The organism is Thermogemmata fonticola (assembly GCF_013694095.1).
GTDB lineage: Bacteria > Planctomycetota > Planctomycetia > Gemmatales > Gemmataceae > Thermogemmata > Thermogemmata fonticola.
In genome coordinates, this window is sequence record NZ_JACEFB010000012.1 from 67247 (window position 1) to 85813 (window position 18567).

Consider the following 18567-nt stretch of genomic DNA (forward strand, 5'->3'; position numbering starts at 1 on the left):
ACATTCAGCCCCATTTGGAGCCTACCCCGTCCGGTTGCTTCGGAGGAGTTGTCTTCAGGAGTGTGGGGGATCAGGGGTGGGGTTCAGCGGCGAGCGGTCCGGATGTGTGGCTATCGGGGAGCAGAGGCGCGGCTCCTTTGCGGAGCTTCAGATTGATCATCTCCACAGCCACAGCAAAGGCCATAGCGAAGTAGATGTAGCCTTTGTCCAGATGTTGGCCCAACCCTTCTGCCGCCAACAACACACCGATGAGGATGAGAAAACTCAAGGCCAGCACTTTGATGGTCGGATGGCGATCCACAAAGGTGCCGATGGGGCGGGCAAAAACCAACATGACGAGCATAGCCAGCACCATCGCGGTGACCATGATCCAAACCTCTTCCACCATGCCAATGGCGGTGATGACAGAATCCAGAGAAAACACAATATCGATCAGAGCAATGGTGATGACGGCGGAGAGGAAGTGCGTGGGTCGCCGGGTCGGGGTAGCTGATCGACTTTCAGGACGAGCCTGTTCCAGCTTCTCATGCATTTCCCGGACGCTTTTGCCGATGAGGAACAATCCTCCGCCGAGGAGGATCAGGTCCCGCCAGGAGATCACGCGGGCTTCCCAGTCATGGAGGAAGGGAAGGGGGGGCAAGGTGAACAGAGGAGCGGTCAAGCCTATGAGGAATGAGAGAAAGAGCAGCAGCAGCAGTCGCATTCCCAGAGCAGCGGCTAAGCCGAAGCGGCGGGCCAAAGATTGTTGCGCCGGTGGCAATTTGCCCACTACGATCGTGAGGAAAATGATGTTATCGATGCCCAGGACGATTTCCATGAGTGTCAAAGTGACCAAACCGATCAAGAGAGCGGTCCAACTGCTGGGTCCAATGTCGAGGAAGCGAATTTCTGCCAACTCGGTCCGCGGCCAGGATTCCTGGCCGGTTGCCGTAAGCACGGGAAACTCGCGCACTAAAATCTGACCGCGCAGAATCGACTTGTCCCGCAGTTGGACCACGTCCAGCGCGGGGGAATCGGTGTCCTCGCGAGCAAACGTCAGGCGGAGGATCTGATCGCTTCGCAGTTCCAAGATGCCGATGTCGCTTTGGAGTCGAATGGCGGGCAGCAGTAGGGTTGCCTCTTGAGGGGTAGGGGCGGCCTTCCGGCTGGCTCGGATGCGAAAGCCGGGGGACTCCGAGGCTGAGGATTCCGCCACCGGTGTGTGTGTTCCTGAGGCTGCCATGACCGCAGAACCCCAGCCGATCAGCGCAGCCAGCAGTAGCAATGTTCCTCGCAAAGAGTGGGCAGGCATGGTGATGTCTCCCTCTGGCAAGCTCGGAGGTCACCGTTGAGCGGCATAGAGGAGTTGCCCGCGATGGACCAGGGCAAATTCAGGAGCTTCCACTGGCTCATGGGGCAGCAAGCGGAGCAGGCGGAGTTCATCGAGCTGGATCAGCCCTTGATGGAAGGCAGGAATGCCGAGGGCGGGATGCCGGGTCGCCAAAGCGGCGAACAGTTCTGGCAGCAGGCAGGGAGCGGGAGTCGCTGCTGCCCGCTGATCCAGGTAATCCAGGGCATCGGCGGCCCAGGGGATCAATTGCCGGACTGGTTCGCCCAAAAGGGTCCGGTCCAGTTCGCAGCGGCGCAGAGCGGCCTCCAGCCTTTGGCTCAGGTGCTGAAGGCGTTCTCGGAGGGCATTCGCCTGGGCTTCAAACCGTTCGGCGAGTGCAGCTAGCTCTTGGCGAAATTGGACCATCCAGGCAGGGAGGCCAGCGCGGGTCAGGTCCACCGTTTGCTTCCATTCCCGCAAGATAGCCTGGGGAGAGTCGTGCTGATGGACGAATTGGACGGCAGCAGGTGTGGCCCGGACCCATTCGGTGAGGATTTTCCCGCGAGTTTCCCGCCGGGTGATCTGGAGCAAGCCATGACGCAAGGCCAGAGCTGCCGCCGTGGCTGCGGGTCCGACACGTTGGGCGAACAAACCGGGGAGCTTCCCGGAACGGAACAGTCGCTGCTCCCCTTCCTGACTTAGGGCGGCGCGCAGGGCCAGAAGCAATGCCTCCAGCACCGCGGGGTCGGCTGACAGACGATTCAGTTCCTCAGCGGGGATGGGTTCGGGAGCGTCCATCCGTGGCTTCTCCTGTTGCTGGCGCAAACAGAACAGCTTTCCGGAAACTGACGTGGCCCTAGTCTATCGATTCGAGAGCATTGCGGGAAAGACCAAAAGGTTGGGCGGCTGGTCTCGGCGGGTACCAAGCGGGCGGCCCCAAGCAAGCAGCATCTGTCTTGACGACTCCCGGCGGCTTGAAGGATACAATGATCAGTCTGGTGTGAGAGGAGGCTCAACCGTGAATGCCGGAACCCATGCCGAAGGCGTCCCTACAGAAGGGACCACAAGTCCCTCCCGCCTGGATGGGGTGGATCGAGGAGTGGATCGCCCCCGGATTCTCAGCGGCGTGCAACCCTCTGGCAAATTGCATTTGGGGAATTATTTCGGGGCCATCCGCCAACACATTCAGCGGCAGGACCAGGGGGATTGCTTTTACTTCATCGCGGACTATCATGCTCTGACCAGTTTGCGGGAAGCGGAGGAACGGGAAAAGGCCATCGCGGCGAAGAACAAGGCTTACCTTCCCCGTCCGGCACGGCAGATTCTCGCTGAGAATATCCGCGATGTCGCCCTGGATTATCTCGCCTTGGGTTTGGACCCCAAAAAGGTGATATTTTTCCGCCAGTCCGATGTGCCGGAGGTGACCGAGTTGGCTTGGATTCTCTCGACCGTCACCGGTATGGGGCTATTGGAACGGGCCCATTCGTACAAGGACAAACTGGCCAAGGGGATCACGCCGAATGTGGGGTTGTTCACTTATCCCGTCCTGATGGCAGCGGATATACTGCTCTATCGGTCGCATTTGGTTCCGGTGGGGAAAGATCAGGAACAGCATCTGGAGATGACGCGGGACATTGCCGGAGCCTTCAATCACGCCTACGGGGAGGTATTCCCTTTGCCGCAGGCCGTGTTCAACGACACCCCAGTGGTGCCAGGGACCGACGGCCAGAAGATGAGTAAGAGCTACGGCAATACCATCGAGATCTTTGCCGAGGGAAAGGCTCTGGAACGTGCGGTCATGAGCATCGTGACGGATCAAACGCCCTTGGAGGCGCCTTTGGATCCAGAGCGGTGCCATGTGTTCGCCTTGTACAAGCTGTTTGCGACGCCGCAGGAAGTGGAGGAGATGGCAGCACGCTACCGTGCCGGTGGATTCGGTTACGGGAATGCCAAGAAGGCTCTGCTGGCCAAGATCGATGCGTATTTTGCTCCTGCTCGTGCCCGCCGCAAGGCTCTGGAACGCGACCCCGGTTACATCGAAGAAGTGCTGGCCGAGGGTGCGCGCCGCGCGCGGGCCGTCGCACGGACCACACTCCAGCTCGTTCGGGAACGGCTCGGCCTGCTCCGCTCACCCGCGACCTGAAATCCGCGCTTAGCCCGTTCCGACCTCACTCGCCTGCTCCCCTTCGGACGCTACCCAGGACGATTCCTCCCGAAGGACGCGGAGGGACTCTTCTGGAAGCCGAACATTCGCCGGAAAGGCCGAGTTGGTTTTCACCTGCGGGTAGGATTTTCGCCCCGGATCAAAAAAAGGGCGAGAGACACTTCCCTCCCCCGAAGAGAAGGGCGGCACGGCGATGGTCGGCATTCTATGGTGGAGTGTAGGCGATTCAGGCAGCGACCCCTGAAGCTCCCTCCAAGCCTGCGGTCCCCTCCCCGTAGAGTGGCACAAGCGGTTATGAATACCGTTGGGGTGAATCTCTGTCCCTATTGCCGTTCGTCATTGGAGCCACCCGGATCGACGGTCGTAGTGGATAGTTCCTCTCCTTTGACGGCCTCGCCGGCGGGCGGAGAAGACAAGGCGTTTTGGGAACAGCCAACCCAAGTGCTGCCCGCCTCCGTGATTCGATTACGGTGTCCGGTGTGTGGGCGTACCTTGCAACAGTCTCGCGAGGCGGATTGGGAAGGGGTTCCGGGAACATTTCCCCCTAAGGCGGCCGATGGTGTGCCTCCCTCCGAAGCACAACATGTCACTCCTCGTGGAGTAGCGGCATCTGCACCCGCACCGGGGAATGACTTTCCTGCCTCTGCGAAGCTGTCCAATCAGACCGGTGGGGTGTTGGCACCGGAAGATTCTCCAAAGCCGTCCCCCGCTTCACCCTCCTTTACGTGCAAAGGGGGCCAAGCGTCGGTTCCACCTGTCCAAATACCGGGTTATGTGATCGAAGGGGTCATCGGGAGTGGCGGGATGGGAACCGTCTATTTGGCTCGGCAACTGTCACTGGACCGGCATGTGGCTTTGAAGGTGATGAGTACACGGTGGTTGCACGATCCGGTGTTTCTTGCCCGTTTCACGCGTGAGGCGTATGCGGCGGCCCAGTTGTCGCATCCCAACATTGTGCAGATTTACGACATAGGAGAAGCCGATGGGGTGCCGTTTTTCAGCATGGAGTACGTGCGTGGTCGCAGCCTCAGTGATCTGGTACGGCGTCAAGGCCGGTTGGACCCCCAAACAGCGGTCAGCTACATTTTGCAAGCCGCTCGCGGATTACATCACGCTCACAGCCGAGGTTTGATCCATCGGGATGTCAAGCCGGACAATCTGCTGCTCGACGAGAATGGATTGATCAAAGTGGCGGACCTAGGGCTGGTGAAGACCCCCCACGGGGAGCTTACGCCGCGAACTCCCCATCCGCGCCAGCCGGATTATGCGGAGTGGGCCACTACCCCGGAGATGACGGGGGCGCAGATCGCCTTGGGGACCCCCGCCTACATGTCTCCGGAACAATGCCGGGATGCCGCCAGTGTCGATCACCGCTCGGATATCTATTCGCTCGGTTGCACCTTGTATGTGCTTTTGACGGGCCGGCCCCCGTTCGAGGGGAGCAGTGCCGGCGAACTGATGAGCAAGCATGCCTATGAGCCGCCGCCGCCGCCGGAGCAATGGGTCCCGCGCTTGCCGCGCGAATTGTCCGCCATCCTGTTACGCATGATGGCCAAAGACCCGGCCGAACGTTACCAGACGATGGAGGAGGTGATTCAGGCGTTGGAAGGCTGGCTGGGTCTGCCCCCTCCGGGACAGTTCCTGCCGCGACCGGAACATATCGATCAGGTCGAGGCCTGGGCGAAGCAGTTTCGCCGCTCGCCGGCTGCTCGCCGCCGGAAACGAGTTCTGGTGGCAGCCTGCTCCGCGTGGGCTGTCACGGAGTTGCTCCTGCTGTTTTTTGCGGAACCGGCCTGGGCGGTCGGATGGTGCAGCCTGCTCCTCCATACGGCCCTGAGTTACTTTGTCATTCACGGTTGGCATACGCGCGGGCCGCTGTTCAGCCGCGTGCGCCGCAGTGTCCTGGCCATTGCCTGGAGTGATTGGTTCCTGGTGGTGATCGGCCTGCTGCTTTTCTGTGTGCTACTGGCGGTTCTGGGCATTTTCTGGGTTTGGTGGGGTTTTGCCTTAATTGGCCAAGGTGTGGCCGGGTTGATCTACTATCTGCTCGACCGTCCCGTCTTCCGAGAGCGGTGCCGGCCGCTGGAAGCCTGCGAGCGACTCCTCCGCCGGCTGCGCAATCAAGGGATCGCCGAGGAACAATTGCGCCTCTTCGTGGCTCGTTATGCTGGACGAAAATGGGAGGAGTTCTTCGAGGCTCTCTTTGGCTATGAAGCCAAGCTGGAGGTCCGCGCTCGGCTCGGCGCCGTGTCCTACTCCAGTTATCGCGAACGCTATGCGGCCTGGCGGGAACCGTTGATCGCTTGGCTGGACCGCTGGGAAGCGCAACGCCAGATGCTTCGAGAGCGAAGCTGGTTGATCCGTTGGGAGAAAGCTCGCCTGGTGGCGGATGGCGAAAAAGCTGAGGTGGCCGCCGTCAAGGCTCAGCAAACTGCCGAGGCGCTGATGCAGCGGGCGGAACACCTGCGCGCTGGAGAACGCCCCTGGCTCTCGTCATCGCTGTCCCTGACCTTGCCAGTTTCTAGTCAAAGCCTGATGGGTTCGAGTTTATTCCTGAGCTATCCGTCCCTGACTTCCTCGACTCCGGCTAATATCTCGCGACCCTCTTGGTCAGATCGCCTGGTGGCCCTGCTCCTGGGAACCGGGACGCGCTGCCTGCTGGCGGCCTTCCTCCTCGCCGCCTGGAGTCTCTGGGTCTACCAGAATGCCGGGGCCTATCGTTCTGTTCATGTTTCTGAGACTTCCACCATCATCGGGGTTGGTGAGGCGCTGTGGCAGTATCTGAAGCATCCGAAGGAACCATTACGCGTAAGTGGCATTCCTGCGGAGCTGACGAGTTGGGTCGATGGCTGGAATATCGGGGTCGCTGCCCTTTTGCTGCTCGTGTCCCTCTTCTATCGCGGGCATGTCATGGGGCTGTTTGTGTTGTTGGGGGCTGCGGTCACGGCCTGGGGTGCTCACTATGGCATTCGGGCACCGGAGCCGCTCCGCCCGGAACATACCGCTTTGATCCTAGGCACAACCCTGACCTTGCTGGGCTTGCGTTGTGCCCGTTTCTGATGAGCACAACCCCGCGTGTGGTGGCCCGTGAGCGAAGTTTCCCTCTCAAGCCGTCCAAGCTCAAGTGAAAGAGTCAAGTTTCCCTCTCAAGCCGTCCAAGCTCATGTGAGAGCAGGATACATCCGCGGTGGTCGAGCACCAGGAGCAGTGTGGAGAAACGTCCAATCCACGGGCCGAGGACTTGACCCGCACATCTGAAGTGCTGGGGGCAAAAGGGCTGTCACGATTCGCTGATGGGGCGGTCCCAGTCGGCCAGTTGCTGGCGCAGGTCTTCGAGTGCGGGAATCGAACGGATCAGAGGGGGGCGCTGGACGAGTTGGCGGGCATCCCGCAGGGCATCTTCCAGGCGGCGGACCCAGGCGGGAACATCCAATCCAACGCCGCTGATTCGGGCCGCCAGGGGAGCGATCGCCTCAGCCAAGCGTTCAAAAGCGGGGTGGGATTCCGTGTGTCCTTCGGCGGCAGCGATAGCGGCAGGAGCGACACGGGCTAAGGCCTGATCGACTTCAAAGGGGAACAGAAAACGCTCTTCGAGGCGATCCCGGACGGTCCGCAAGCGGATACCGTGCCGCTGTTCCAACTGGTGGAGGCGTTGGAGCAGTTCTTCCGCTTGGGCGGCAGTGTGTTGGGCCACGTGTTCGCGCCAGCGCTGGGCTAAGGCATCCTGTCCCCGGCGGCAGAGCACTTCGTGGGCCATAGCCAGAGGACGTAAGCGCCAGGCATATCGCTCATAGTTGCTCTTGAGGCGGAGAAAATCCAGGAAGATGTGCAGGTTCTCCCCGTAGTCCGATTGCGTTGTTGTAGCGTTGTAGTCGCGATACTCTTCGTAATGTTCGATCAGGGCCTGGAGAATCCATTCCAGGAGACGAGCGTGGCGGGGACGATCGATCCGTCGGGCCGCCCAGTCTTCCACTAGACGGGGGCGTTTTTCTTCGGTTCGTTCCGCTTCGCTGTCGAGCCAAGCGGCTGTTCCGCGTGCGATGATCCCGCGCATGTTCGAGAGAACCAGAAACTGCACGGTGAAGAGGTCCGAGCCGTATTTGCGGATGAAGCGACGGATTGACTCCCAGTCTTCTTCATCATGAAGGGTTTCCAGAATGGACAGGCGCAGAGATTGGCTATGTTGCAGCCACAGCCCCTGGAAGGTCTCCACGATGTGGAAGAGCAGGTCGGAAGCGGGATGGAGCGGTTCTGCTGGCAGAGGGCCGGCGGCATCAAGCAGAGTTTCCACCACGCCGCACAGCGCGGTGTGGAAGAGATGATCGAAACTGCTGATCCGGCGTCCTTCGGGCGGTTGATTCCATTCCATCTGTCGGGCCAGTTTGGTCAATTGGAATGTTTCACGGATCAAGCCCAAGCGCGGGAACAGCGTCAGCAATTCGTCCAGCACGTGCAAGGCGGTGTGGGTCCGCAGCACGTCAGAGTATTTGCCACCGTCTGCCAGGGGGCAGTACAGGAGCGGTTCGTGTCGGAAGCTGTGAATGAAGGCGGGGAGCAATTGCCGCACGCTGTCGCGCTGCTGCTGCACCAGGGCCTGGAGTATGCGGATGAACGCCGATTCCCAGGCGGGCGCATCCGGCAGGCGAAGGTCTTCGGGGGGTGGGGGCAATTCGGGGCCAGGCAGAAGTAGAGCGGACAACGTCCGTGCGGTCTGCTCACTTTCGACGCAGGCGGAGACAGCCAATTCTAGGATATGCCCCTTCAAGGCGCGCCGCCGGTCGAAATGGATCATTCCTTCCGGTCCGCTGGCGGGGTCAGGAACCGGCAGGGCACTGACCTGTTCCAGCAGATAACGCAAGCCGGAACGCAAGCGGATCAGGGTGGTATGCCAGAGGCGCAAAGTCTGTTGGGCTTGCGGGTCATAATGGAGCCAGCCGGGGGTGCTGACCGCTTGGCGTAGCAAGCGAGCCAGGGTGTGGACGAAGCGCAAGCCTTGTTCCAATTTTTCGGCATCCTCTTCCAGCGGGAATTCCTGGTCTGGTGCGGAGGGGCTGTCAGCGTCAGCGACCGATCCTTCCTGGCCGTCATCGGCCGAATCCCGGTAGGTCATACCTAGATACGCCGTCTCGAACTCGGACTGCTGCCGCGGGCGCTCGCTCGGCTCCTCGACCTGAGGTTGCCAGTGCTGAATCCAGCGTTCGGGATGCAGCCATTCCTCATCCGCGTTGGCTTCGAGCAACTCCAGGAAGCGGCGGATCAACGCGGCACGCGCCTCTTCAGAGAGGGAGCTATCCGTGGTGACGGAGTGGAGCCAGCGGTGGGCCAGTTCATCCAGGGACGCAGAGGTGTCTTGCAAGGGGATCCGTCCTCCCTCCGCCAGCCAGGTCATCAAGAGGGCCATTGCGGCTCGGTAAGCCTGGCGGCGGATGAGCGCCTGCACCACCTGGGCGAAAGCTGCCGGAGTGGTTAGACTTGTACGATGTTGCCGCCAGAAGGTAATGTCATCGGCGGCTCCCTGCCGCTGGGCCCAATCGGCCAAAGCGCGAGCGACTCGTTCCGCGGCGGCCACACGTTCCCGGCCCATCACCTGCGGCAGATCGCTGACCGTGTGGGTAGCAAACTGGTCCCACCACTCGGCAGTTCGTTGCATTCGCCGGCGGATCTGTTCACTGAAGCGAGGATGAGCAGAGGGCACGTCTTGGGGGTTTTCTCGGCTAGCATCTGATGACGCTTCTTCCCGTGGCCGCGAAAGGCCCTCCGGGGTCATCAAGGACAGCATTGGCTTACTACCGCCTGAGCGGGGCTTGCGCTTGCTGGAGGCAGCAGGCGGCGGGGAGGGAGGGTGGCCCTCGCGGCAAGCGGCGGCAGCTAAAGCCAGAGCATAAAGATCGAATTGCCGGCCCATCAACTCGATGAGTTCCTCGGCACGAGGATCGCGGACGGTGTCTTCCCGGCCGGGGAAAATAGGGAACAATCCCTGGAATCCCAGGATGTTCCAGGGGTCGATCAATGCTCCGCATTCGATACCGCGGTGCAACAGTTCTTCGACTTCCGCTAGGCACTGGACGGCATGTTCCACTTGGCCGCGTTCTGCGGCAAAAGCAGCTTCCGTTTGCCGGATGCGGATTTCTGTGTTGAAGCGGACGGCAGGGGCCTGAATGCCGGCGGCCTGGCGTCGTGCTGCTTGAGGGTACCCCATAGCTGCGTACCATTGGGCCAGTCGCCGATCCTGGAGGTGGGCTGCCCGTTGAGTGGCCAGGGCCTGATTCAAGTACTGGCGTACACTGGCGAAGGGTTGCCGACGCTGTTGGGCCTCCTCGCGGAGTCGGTCCCCTTGAGATCCTGGTACTTTCCGTAATAGTTGCTCGTAAAAGGCGTCCCGATATCGGGCCACACGGGGTACCAGCCGGGCGAGGCTGACGCTGGAGTCGTGATACTGCGGGCTGGCCCCACAAATCCCCGCTCCCATGAGAATCGTCCCGGCCAGTACGGCGGCGGCTTCTAACAGCCGCTCCTCGGGATCACCCGGACTTTGCGGCTGGGGCATGCCCCGCCCTAACGGCTTTTGCTCAACCCAGGACATCAAGGTGTCCAGCGTGAGTTGGCGGAGCACGAAGCGGCGGTAATACCCCCGCGCGTCGAGATGATGCGGGTCCCACTCCCCGAACAGAACATTGGGGCGCTTATTGATGGGATGGAAATGGTCATGTGCTCGCGGGTCGAAGGCAAGTTCTTCCAGCATGTCCCATTGGAAGGCTGCCTCATCGAGGATCACCGGATCGGTTTGCTGGAGAAGTTCTAGGGCGCGCGCCACGAGAGGGGCATACTTGCTTGGTCCCACTCCGACACCCTGAATGTACAGCGGCACAGGACGGACCTTCTCATGAGGGTAGTAGTCACGATCCTTGCGTTTGTGCAGAATGGCAACGGGGCGGTAGCCGACGTAGTCGTTGAGTTGCCGCAAGGCGCCCCGGACGAGCCGACGGGTTTCTTCCCACGGTCCCCCTTGTTGCAACACAGCCTCGCAGACTCGGGCCAAAAACAACGGGGTAAACAGATCACTGTCCGATTGATGGGCGAGCAGGTCGGCATGGTGCTGACGATACAAGCGGGGGAATTCGCGCAGAGCCGCTTGGATGACTCCTTGGGCCTGGCGGATGTCGCGAAAGGCCGGCGCTTGGGAGGCATGTAACCGATCCAGTTCCTCCAGCAAGTCAATGGCGAGGCGCTCTGGGAGCGGTTCGGCTGGGTATTCTGCAGATAGAACCGCTCCCCACTCAGCGAAGGCCCGCTGGAATTTGGGGTCACACCGCCCATCTGAAAAATTGAGATACCCTAACAACTTGGCGGAGTCAGGGCGGCTCGTAGCGGTTATGAGGAAGCCTTCCATCGGCGTTTCGATTCCTTGAGGTTGCCGGCACCACAACTGTTGGGCCGTTGTTACTAGCATAAAACATCCAAGTAGCCAATGTCGAGGTGCTCTGGCTCCGCTCCGGGAAGAAACAACAGCATCCTGGAGCCTTCAGGTCTGCCGGGTCTGAAAGTGATATCGGGATAAGGGGTACTGCATGACAGAGTCGCAATCCGTCCGGTTGGCGGTGCTGATTTCCGGAGCGGGAACGACGTTGCAGAATCTGGTGGATCGGATCACCCGTGGCCAATTGGCTGCGGAGATCGTCCATGTCATTTCCAGCCGTGCTGGGGTGCTCGGTGTGGAACGTGCCCGGCAAGCCGGTCTGCCGGTGACTGTGGTCGAGCGGCGAGGTTGCATCGATGCCGAGTTTCAGCAGCGCGTCTGGGAGGCGATCCGAGCTGCCGCCCCGGACCTCGTGTGCCTGGCGGGCTGGCTGCATCTGCTGTCCATTCCTCCCGACTACCGCTATCGTGTTCTCAACATTCATCCGGCTTTGTTGCCCGCCTTTGGTGGCAAGGGCTTGTATGGCCGGCATGTTCATGAAGCTGTTCTGGCGGCAGGCGTGAAAGTCAGCGGTTGCACGGTCCATTTTGCAGATGAAACTTATGACACTGGTCCGATCATTGTGCAGCGCTGCGTGCCGGTACGGGACGACGATACGCCGGAGACGCTAGCCGCTCGTGTCTTTGCAGCGGAGTGTGAAGCCTATCCCGAAGCGATCCGACGGGTGGCTTCCGGACGCTGGCGGATTGAAGGCCGCCGCGTGCTATTTCCAAGCGATGAGTCGGAGGCATTCCGCCCCTCAGCCGGGAACGGATAAGGCTTTCAGGCCGATGTCAGTACGGTAATGCATGCCAGGGAAATGGATCCTCCGAACGGCTTCATAGGCCCGTTCTCGAGCCTCGCGGAGGTCCTGCCCCAAAGCCGTGACGCCCAGGACACGCCCTCCATCGGTGACGAGCCGCCCTTGTTCATCCCGGCGTGTGCCGGCGTGAAAGACTTTCACATCCGGGAGAGCTTCCGCCTCGGCCACGCCGTGAATCACCTTGCCGGTCTCATATTTTCCGGGATAACCGCCGGAACACAGCACGACACAAACCGCCGGCCGCGGATCGAAGCGAATCGTCTCCGGCCACTGGGATAACTCCCCTTCCGCCGCGGCATAGAGCAGGGGCAACAGATCGCTCTGCAACCGCATCATCAAGGGTTGAGTTTCGGGATCGCCGAAGCGGCAGTTGAACTCCAGCACACGCGGACCTTGGCTGGTGAGCATCAAACCGGCGTAGAGCACACCCTGGAAGGAGCGGTGTCCGCGTTTGAGAGCATGGATGGTCGGTATGAAAATCTGCCGTTCGATGTCGCGCATCAATTCCGGTGTGGCTCGTGGGGCGGGGCAGTAGGCTCCCATCCCCCCGGTATTCGGCCCTTGGTCGCCGTCAAAGGCCGCTTTGTGATCCTGACAGGCAGGCAGCATGACCAGTGTCCGCCCGCTGACAATGGCCAGCACGGATAATTCTTCGCCTTCTAGCTTTTTTTCCACGACAATGCGCCGTCCCGCGGCAGCTCCGAATTCCTCCTCGGTCATGATGCGCCGAACAGCGCGCACTGCTTCCGCCGCATCCCGGCAGACGATGACTCCCTTGCCCGCCGCTAGTCCATCCGCTTTGACCACCACCGGGTAGTCCCGTGTCTCGATATAGACCCGTGCCGGCTCGGGATGATCAAACACTTGAAATTCCGCCGTCGGCACGTAGGCATGGCGCATCAGTTCCTTGGCAAAGACCTTGCTGGCCTCGATCTGAGCTGCCGCAGCGGACGGCCCGAATACGCGGATTCCTTTAGACCGCAAATGGTCGGCCAAACCCGCCGCGAGGGGTTCTTCCGGTCCGATGACCACCAAATCGATCTGTTCCTTGAGGCACAATCGAGCCAGGCGATCCTTATCCAAAGGGGCGATTGCGACATTGATCGCTCCCTCGTCGGCGGTCCCGGCATTCCCCGGCGCACAGAACAACCGTCCCAAGTGTGGAGATTGTTTCAATTTCCACGCCAACGCATGCTCGCGACCGCCTTTCCCGATCACCAGCACGTTCCAGCGGGGCGCAGATGTTCCCTCAGCGGCACCTTCCGGTTTCGTCAGGGATGCACCCTGGGCACGGCCACTCCTATCGTCCATATCGTCTTGGCTCCTGTTCCCGCAACACTTTAGGGCATTCACCGCCGGGTATCTGCAAGAAACTCGGTTTCTGTACGGCGACAAGGCGGTCACCCGGTCAGCCCAGCGGCACACCAGACATCTTATGCCCTGGCTTGCCCTTCGGGGGTGTGTCCGAGGCCACCGCCTGTCTCTTCTTTTCCTGCGCCTGGATCTTATCCAGATGACTGGTGATGAGTTGACCCAATTGGGGGGTGAGATGAGCGGCCAAGGATGGGGAGGGCAGGTCGGGCCCCTCGTCGCACCGTGGGGGATGGAGGAAGGAAGCCGGGTTACCGCCTCGTAACGGGGCTCAAAGCCTCCCGGCGCACAGCCTCGCGGAGTAAATGTTGAATGGTTTGCCACGCTTGCTCGACCTCTCGTTGCGGTCGTTCCGTGATATGAGCGATATCCTCTAACTCAAAACCGGCGATATAATAAAGATCAAAAACTTCACGGACTAAGGCGTCAGTATGAGCTAGAATATGATCGAAATGAGAAATCAATGTAGAATTTGGCGGAGAGATAGTTTCTCCTGAGTGAGCAGGCGACGGAACGGGTGTATCGGCATGCAGTTTCTGTAAAGCAATGTGGAAGCTTCTAGCCTTGTCACTGAGTTGGGCAAGGCGGCGGCTGAGAGGCGCGGAACGTTGATTCTGGACGGCTTCGAGATAATCAGCGACCTTGTGGTCGGAGATGCCGCTGGACGAGAGCTGTCGCTGGACGAAGTGGTGCAATTCTGCTGCATATTGGGCATAGTGGCGGGCTGTGGCTTCGGCCACTGTGGCCGGTCCTTGATCTGCCGCTTGAGGCGTAGTGGCGAACCGCAGCTTGGCTCGGCGGGCCTTGCGCTTCCAAAGCGGCTCCCCGCGCAAGCGCGCTTTCAGCGCTTCCAACTGACGGACCAAAGCCTTAGTCGCCTCTCCCACAGCCACCTCCACCTGGGCGTGCCGTTTCTCGCTTTTCAACAGATGCTCCGGAAGACTCAATACCATCTTCACCTCATATTTTTCCGTTTTGGGAATCTTCTCGATATGAATGTATAGGTGCACAGCTTCAGGATCAAAAGATTGCAAATGCTTTTCCAAAGTGCCAATCCGCTTCCGTACTCGTGGGATGAAATCCTCGGCGACTTCCATCCCCTTGCAGACCAGTTTCCAGGGGAATTCCGTCAGTCCTTCCTGGCTGTCCGGAGTTGTTTGAGTCGGGACCGGGTAAGCTGTGAGATTCGATTCGCTGCTCATAACGTACCTCTAGGGGTTAAGTTTTTGCTGGGATGCAGTCGCTATTCCGCACTCCGTTGAACAGCTTGCGCGCTATCTTCTGTTGGTCATGAGCTTAGAGGTAGCAGGGCCGGCATAAGATTCGAGGGGATCCGAACACGCTCTCAGCATGCTGCTGGGTTAGAATTGCTCTAGTCCGCAGGCTAGGATCGTTTATAATGCATTGAGGAATTAGTTTCGCCTATGTCGTCCAGTTCGTGAGGTCGAAGATGGCAGACGACGGATGGAGCTGCGGATGGAGGCGATGGCCGCGGCTGCTGCGGGTGTTACTTGCTGTCTGGCTGGCGGGGGCCGCCGGTTGCACTGGCCGTTTTTCCCCCCATTCCGCGCAGGAGCAGTCCAAGGTGCGGGTGGTGTGTACGACAACCATCGTCGCGGACTTGGTCCAGCAAGTGGGGGGGGAACGGGTCCACGTCGAAACCCTGATGGGGCCAGGGGTGGATCCACACAAGTATATTGCCGGCATCGGCGACATCCGCAAGCTCCAAAGCGCCCAGGCGGTGTTCATTAATGGTTTGCATCTGGAGGGGAAAATGGCGGACTTATTGGAGCGCAACCGCCGGCAATGGCGGGTCCATGCGGTTACGGACCCTTTGCCGCGCGAACAGCTCCTCCCCGCCGAGGAAGATGCGACGGTTTATGATCCCCATGTTTGGTTCGATGTGCTGCTTTGGGCGCAGACTGTCGAGGGAGTACGGCAGGTCTTGAGCGATTTGGACCCCCAAGGCGAGGCATACTATGCGCAACGGGCCGCCGCGTATCGAGAGCAACTCCAGCAACTGGACCGCGAAATCCGGCAAGAGTTGGCGCGCGTCCCTCCTGAGCGTCGCGTCCTGATCACAGCTCACGATGCCTTTCGCTACTTCGGCCGAGCCTACGGCTGGGAGGTCATCGGATTGCAAGGTGTCAGCACGGCCAGCGAACTGGGGACCCAGCAGCGGGAGCGACTGGCTCGCCTGATCGTCGAACGGGCCATCCCTGCCGTCTTCACGGAAACCTCCGTGCCGCCTGAAGGATTGCAGGCTGTCTTAGACGATGTGCGGCGAAAGCAAGGACCGCTTGTCCGCCTCATCAGCGATCAGGATGCCCTGTATTCCGATGCCCTGGGACCGGCGGACTCTCCAGCGGGCACTTACACGGGCATGATCCGCCACAACGTCCGTGTTCTGGTCCGTGCTCTTGGCTCTAGTTGATGTCGTTTTGTCAGGAAGGCTCGGCCAGATATTCCGCCCCTGACGCTCGCGTTTTGCGGTGGATCGGGCCGGTTCCGAGATGTGATAGGGACATGACACCAACGTCTCCCACCCCTCCGTCCTCTGAGCCAGCCAAGGCGGTCGCGCCGCGGCCTCCAGATGCGTCCGGCCCATGTGCGGCCGATTCTGCCATCGACATTCACGACCTGACCGTGGCCTACGGCGAACGCCCCGTGTTGTGGGACATCGACTTGGCGGTGCCGCGAGGCGTTCTGGCGGCGGTGATCGGTCCTAACGGTGCCGGCAAAACTACCCTGATCAAAGCCATATTGGGACTGGTACGTCCGCTCACAGGGGAAATTTGTGTTCTGGGTGAACCGTATTCTCCCCGTCGGGGTTGTGTGGCTTACGTTCCCCAGCGTAGCAGTGTCGATTGGGATTTTCCCACAACGGCCTTAGATGTGGTTCTGATGGGTACCTATGCCCGGTTGGGCTGGTTCCGCCGCCCAGGACGGCGCGAACGTCAGCAAGCCCTGGAAGCCTTGGAACGGGTCGGGATGCAAGACCTGGCTTATCGGCAGATCGGGCAGCTCTCCGGCGGCCAACAACAACGGATTTTTCTAGCTCGTGCCCTTGTGCAAAACGCCCCGCTCATCCTCCTCGACGAACCGTTCCAAGGCGTGGATGCTGTCACCGAACAGACCATTGTGACACTACTCCGTCAGTTGCGCGATCAAGGACATACCCTGTTGGTAGTGCATCACGACTTACAAACGGCGGCCCAGTACTTCGATTGGGTCATTCTCCTGAACGTCCGTCTCATTGCCAGCGGTCCGACAGCTTCCACCTTCACCCTGGAAAACCTCCAGCGGACTTACGGTACCACCGTTCGCTGACAAAGCTGGACCCACCTGAATGGCGCAGCAACTCGCGGCTATTGGTCCCAAGCGGGAGTCCTTACGCAATGGATTCCGCTGGCCAAGTCGGAGCCGGATCAGGAAGTAGCGGTACCGGTAGGGGGTTCAGAGTGACAGGCGGCGTTCGATCAGTGGTGCAGTTGGCGTTCGATCCGTTCGATAAGGTCCCGGACATTCCAGACCTGGCTGCCAACAGACAAGGAGGCATCGCGCTCTAGCCATTGGCGGACCTTCTTTTCGGCGGCCACGGCGGTGCTATGGGTTTTGGCCCCGAAGTGCCGGGCAATTTCGCCGTAGGTCGCCGAGGTGTGTTTGCGGCAAAGATAGACGGCAATCATGCGAGGATGAGTGACGGCCCAGGCGCGAGACTTGGATTGTAAAGTTCCCGAAGAGAGCCGCAAGACGGTGCACACGGCTGCATCCACCTCGGCAAGGGTAACAACCCGGACCGCATGCCGGATCAATTCTCCCAGGGCTTCACGTGCTAGGATCAGGTCCACAGGCCGGCCAGTTACCTTGGCATAATGGCGTAAACTGTGCACAGCCCCTTCCAACTCGCGCACGTTGCCCCGCAGGCAGTTGGCCAGGGTTCGCAGGACCAAGTCGGGGATGGGTGGAGAAGCGCCAGCCGCCTTGTGCCGCAAGATAGCCAATCGGGTTTCAGCATCAGGCGGTAACAATCCCCAGACTGCGCCTCCTAAGAGCCGGTCCACCAGTTCCGGCATCAATTCGTCCGCCAAGCGGGGATGGCAATCGAGTGTCACGACGACGGGCCGTCCTTCGGAGACCAGACTGTCCAAGGTATGCAGGAACTCGATCTGTGTAGCCTTACGGCTGGCCAGGAAATGTAAGTCATCGAAGAGCAGGGCGGTCGCTTCGCGGAATTGCCGCCGGAAGGCTGACATTCGTCCTTGATGCGTAGCGCTCACAAAACGTGTGGTGAATTCCTCGGCGGTGACGTAGCAAGGACGTTGCTGGGAGTCTCGCTTCAAACCGGCATAGATGCCTTCTAGCAGATGGGTCTTTCCGACTCCCACCGGTCCGTGAAACACGAGGGGAGTCACAGCTTCATCGGGAGCCTCTACGACGCTCATCGCTGCGGCGTGGGCGACCCGATTGCATGCCCCCACGACAAAATCTTCCAGCCGCTTCCACCGCCGTGGACCGCGGACTACGGTTTCGCCACTGTCCACGCTCCTGCGGCTTCCGCTGCGGCGGGGTGAAGTTACTGCCACCGGCTCGCCGAACAGATTCATTTCTCCCAAATCGCCACGAGTCATGGAGGATGCCGCGGCATTCTCCCGAATCCCGGAACGAATGCATTCATCTCCTTCAAGACCGTTACGTTCTCGATGAGTCGGGATGTTGCGAGGCGTGTGACCGTTCCGGTTGGCCCTGGGTTCCCCGTTGGCCGGTTGGCAATTATGGTGAGAACGGGTGTGTGATCCGCAGAGCATTGGTGGCGGTAGTGGGATAGATACGTCCTCTCTTTGCCATGTGTTTTGGGTCTCAGTGCGGGAAGGAGGTACCGGCTTTGCCTTGCTTGGGGAATGCTCCGTCGTCGTGGCTAGCTTTTCGGATGGGGTGGGGACGGACCCAGAGCTGGCCGCCGCTCCGCCTCCTTCCTCCTCCTGGACGGCAGCAGGGTCGATGGTCCACTGAAGGGGTACAAGGACACCGCACACTTCTTTTACCGCTTCGCGCACAGCCAGACCAAAAGTGTGCTCCAACCAGTCACGTACCTGCAAGTTCCGTGTGGCGACGACAATCGCCCCCTGATCCCGCCGGAAGCGGGCCTGCCCTCGGAACCACAAGCCAAAGCGTGCGGGACCGATCCGTTGGATGAGTGCCTGAACTACGGCGGCCTCCACGTTTGCGGGGCACACGGTATGCTCAGCCTGAACTTCAACGGCTGCTGCTGTTCCTGCACGCCGGGATGCTATCACCTGGGAGTGGGACGGTTTCCGTGCCGGCACAGCAAATCTCCCTCGCGAGTGGTCCCCCTCCTGACGGACCTGCCTCGACCTGGCTCGACCATCTCTTCCTGCTCTTTGTTCCTTCTGAAACATCACAACTATTGCCTGAGCTGGGGG

11 protein-coding genes are annotated in these 18567 nt (G+C 60.4%); 5 read left to right on the forward strand and 6 right to left on the reverse strand.

What is annotated here, in order from left to right; translation table 11 throughout:
- Positions 1-70: 70 nt before the first annotated feature.
- Positions 71-1291, reverse strand: a complete 1221-nt coding sequence (locus H0921_RS13990) for a TerC family protein (RefSeq protein WP_228499740.1) — start codon at positions 1289-1291, stop codon at positions 71-73.
- A 30-nt stretch (positions 1292-1321) separates the two neighbouring features.
- Positions 1322-2107, reverse strand: coding sequence for a hypothetical protein (locus H0921_RS13995; RefSeq protein WP_194539135.1), 786 nt, complete (start codon positions 2105-2107; stop codon positions 1322-1324).
- A gap of 301 nt (positions 2108-2408) precedes the next feature.
- Between H0921_RS13995 and trpS the strand changes: the two genes are divergently transcribed.
- Together trpS and H0921_RS14005 are read left to right on the forward strand one after the other, a co-directional pair.
- Entirely contained in the window at positions 2409-3452 is a 1044-nt protein-coding gene (gene trpS / locus H0921_RS14000) for a tryptophan--tRNA ligase (RefSeq protein ID WP_390622567.1), read from the forward strand.
- Positions 3453-3767: 315 nt separating this feature from the next.
- Positions 3768-6533 (forward strand): serine/threonine-protein kinase, encoded by a 2766-nt coding sequence (locus tag H0921_RS14005; protein WP_194539137.1) that lies wholly within the window; start codon positions 3768-3770, stop codon positions 6531-6533.
- 220 nt (positions 6534-6753) lie between these two features.
- On the opposite strand, the gene H0921_RS14010 is transcribed toward H0921_RS14005, so the two are convergent.
- Positions 6754-10923, reverse strand: coding sequence for a hypothetical protein (locus H0921_RS14010; RefSeq protein WP_194539138.1), 4170 nt, complete (start codon positions 10921-10923; stop codon positions 6754-6756).
- A 118-nt stretch (positions 10924-11041) separates the two neighbouring features.
- Here H0921_RS14010 and purN point away from each other — a divergent pair, with 118 nt between their 5' ends.
- Positions 11042-11707, forward strand: a complete 666-nt coding sequence (gene purN / locus H0921_RS14015) for a phosphoribosylglycinamide formyltransferase (RefSeq protein ID WP_194539139.1) — start codon at positions 11042-11044, stop codon at positions 11705-11707.
- Here purN and purD read toward each other — a convergent pair.
- Both purD and H0921_RS14025 read right to left on the reverse strand, forming a co-directional pair.
- A complete protein-coding gene (gene purD, locus H0921_RS14020) occupies positions 11690-13063 on the reverse strand; it encodes a phosphoribosylamine--glycine ligase (RefSeq protein ID WP_194539140.1) in 1374 nt (457 codons plus the stop codon). The two genes, purN and purD, sit on opposite strands and share 18 nt — an antisense overlap.
- Positions 13064-13374: 311 nt before the next feature.
- Positions 13375-14325 carry an HPF/RaiA family ribosome-associated protein gene (locus H0921_RS14025; protein ID WP_194539141.1) on the reverse strand — a complete coding sequence of 317 codons (951 nt, stop codon included), beginning with the start codon at positions 14323-14325 and terminating at the stop codon, positions 13375-13377.
- A 248-nt stretch (positions 14326-14573) separates the two neighbouring features.
- Here H0921_RS14025 and H0921_RS14030 point away from each other — a divergent pair, with 248 nt between their 5' ends.
- Together H0921_RS14030 and H0921_RS14035 are read left to right on the forward strand one after the other, a co-directional pair.
- On the forward strand, positions 14574-15557 hold the full coding sequence (locus H0921_RS14030) for a metal ABC transporter solute-binding protein, Zn/Mn family (RefSeq protein WP_194539142.1): 984 nt from the start codon (positions 14574-14576) through the stop codon (positions 15555-15557).
- Positions 15558-15649: 92 nt separating this feature from the next.
- Positions 15650-16453, forward strand: coding sequence for a metal ABC transporter ATP-binding protein (locus tag H0921_RS14035; protein WP_194539143.1), 804 nt, complete (start codon positions 15650-15652; stop codon positions 16451-16453).
- Positions 16454-16602: 149 nt separating this feature from the next.
- Here the strand turns inward: H0921_RS14035 and H0921_RS14040 are convergent, their stop codons facing one another.
- The gene (locus H0921_RS14040; protein WP_228499743.1) at positions 16603-17754 is read right to left on the reverse strand and encodes a chromosomal replication initiator protein DnaA; all 1152 of its coding nucleotides are present in this window, start codon (positions 17752-17754) and stop codon (positions 16603-16605) included.
- Positions 17755-18567 lie beyond the last annotated feature (813 nt).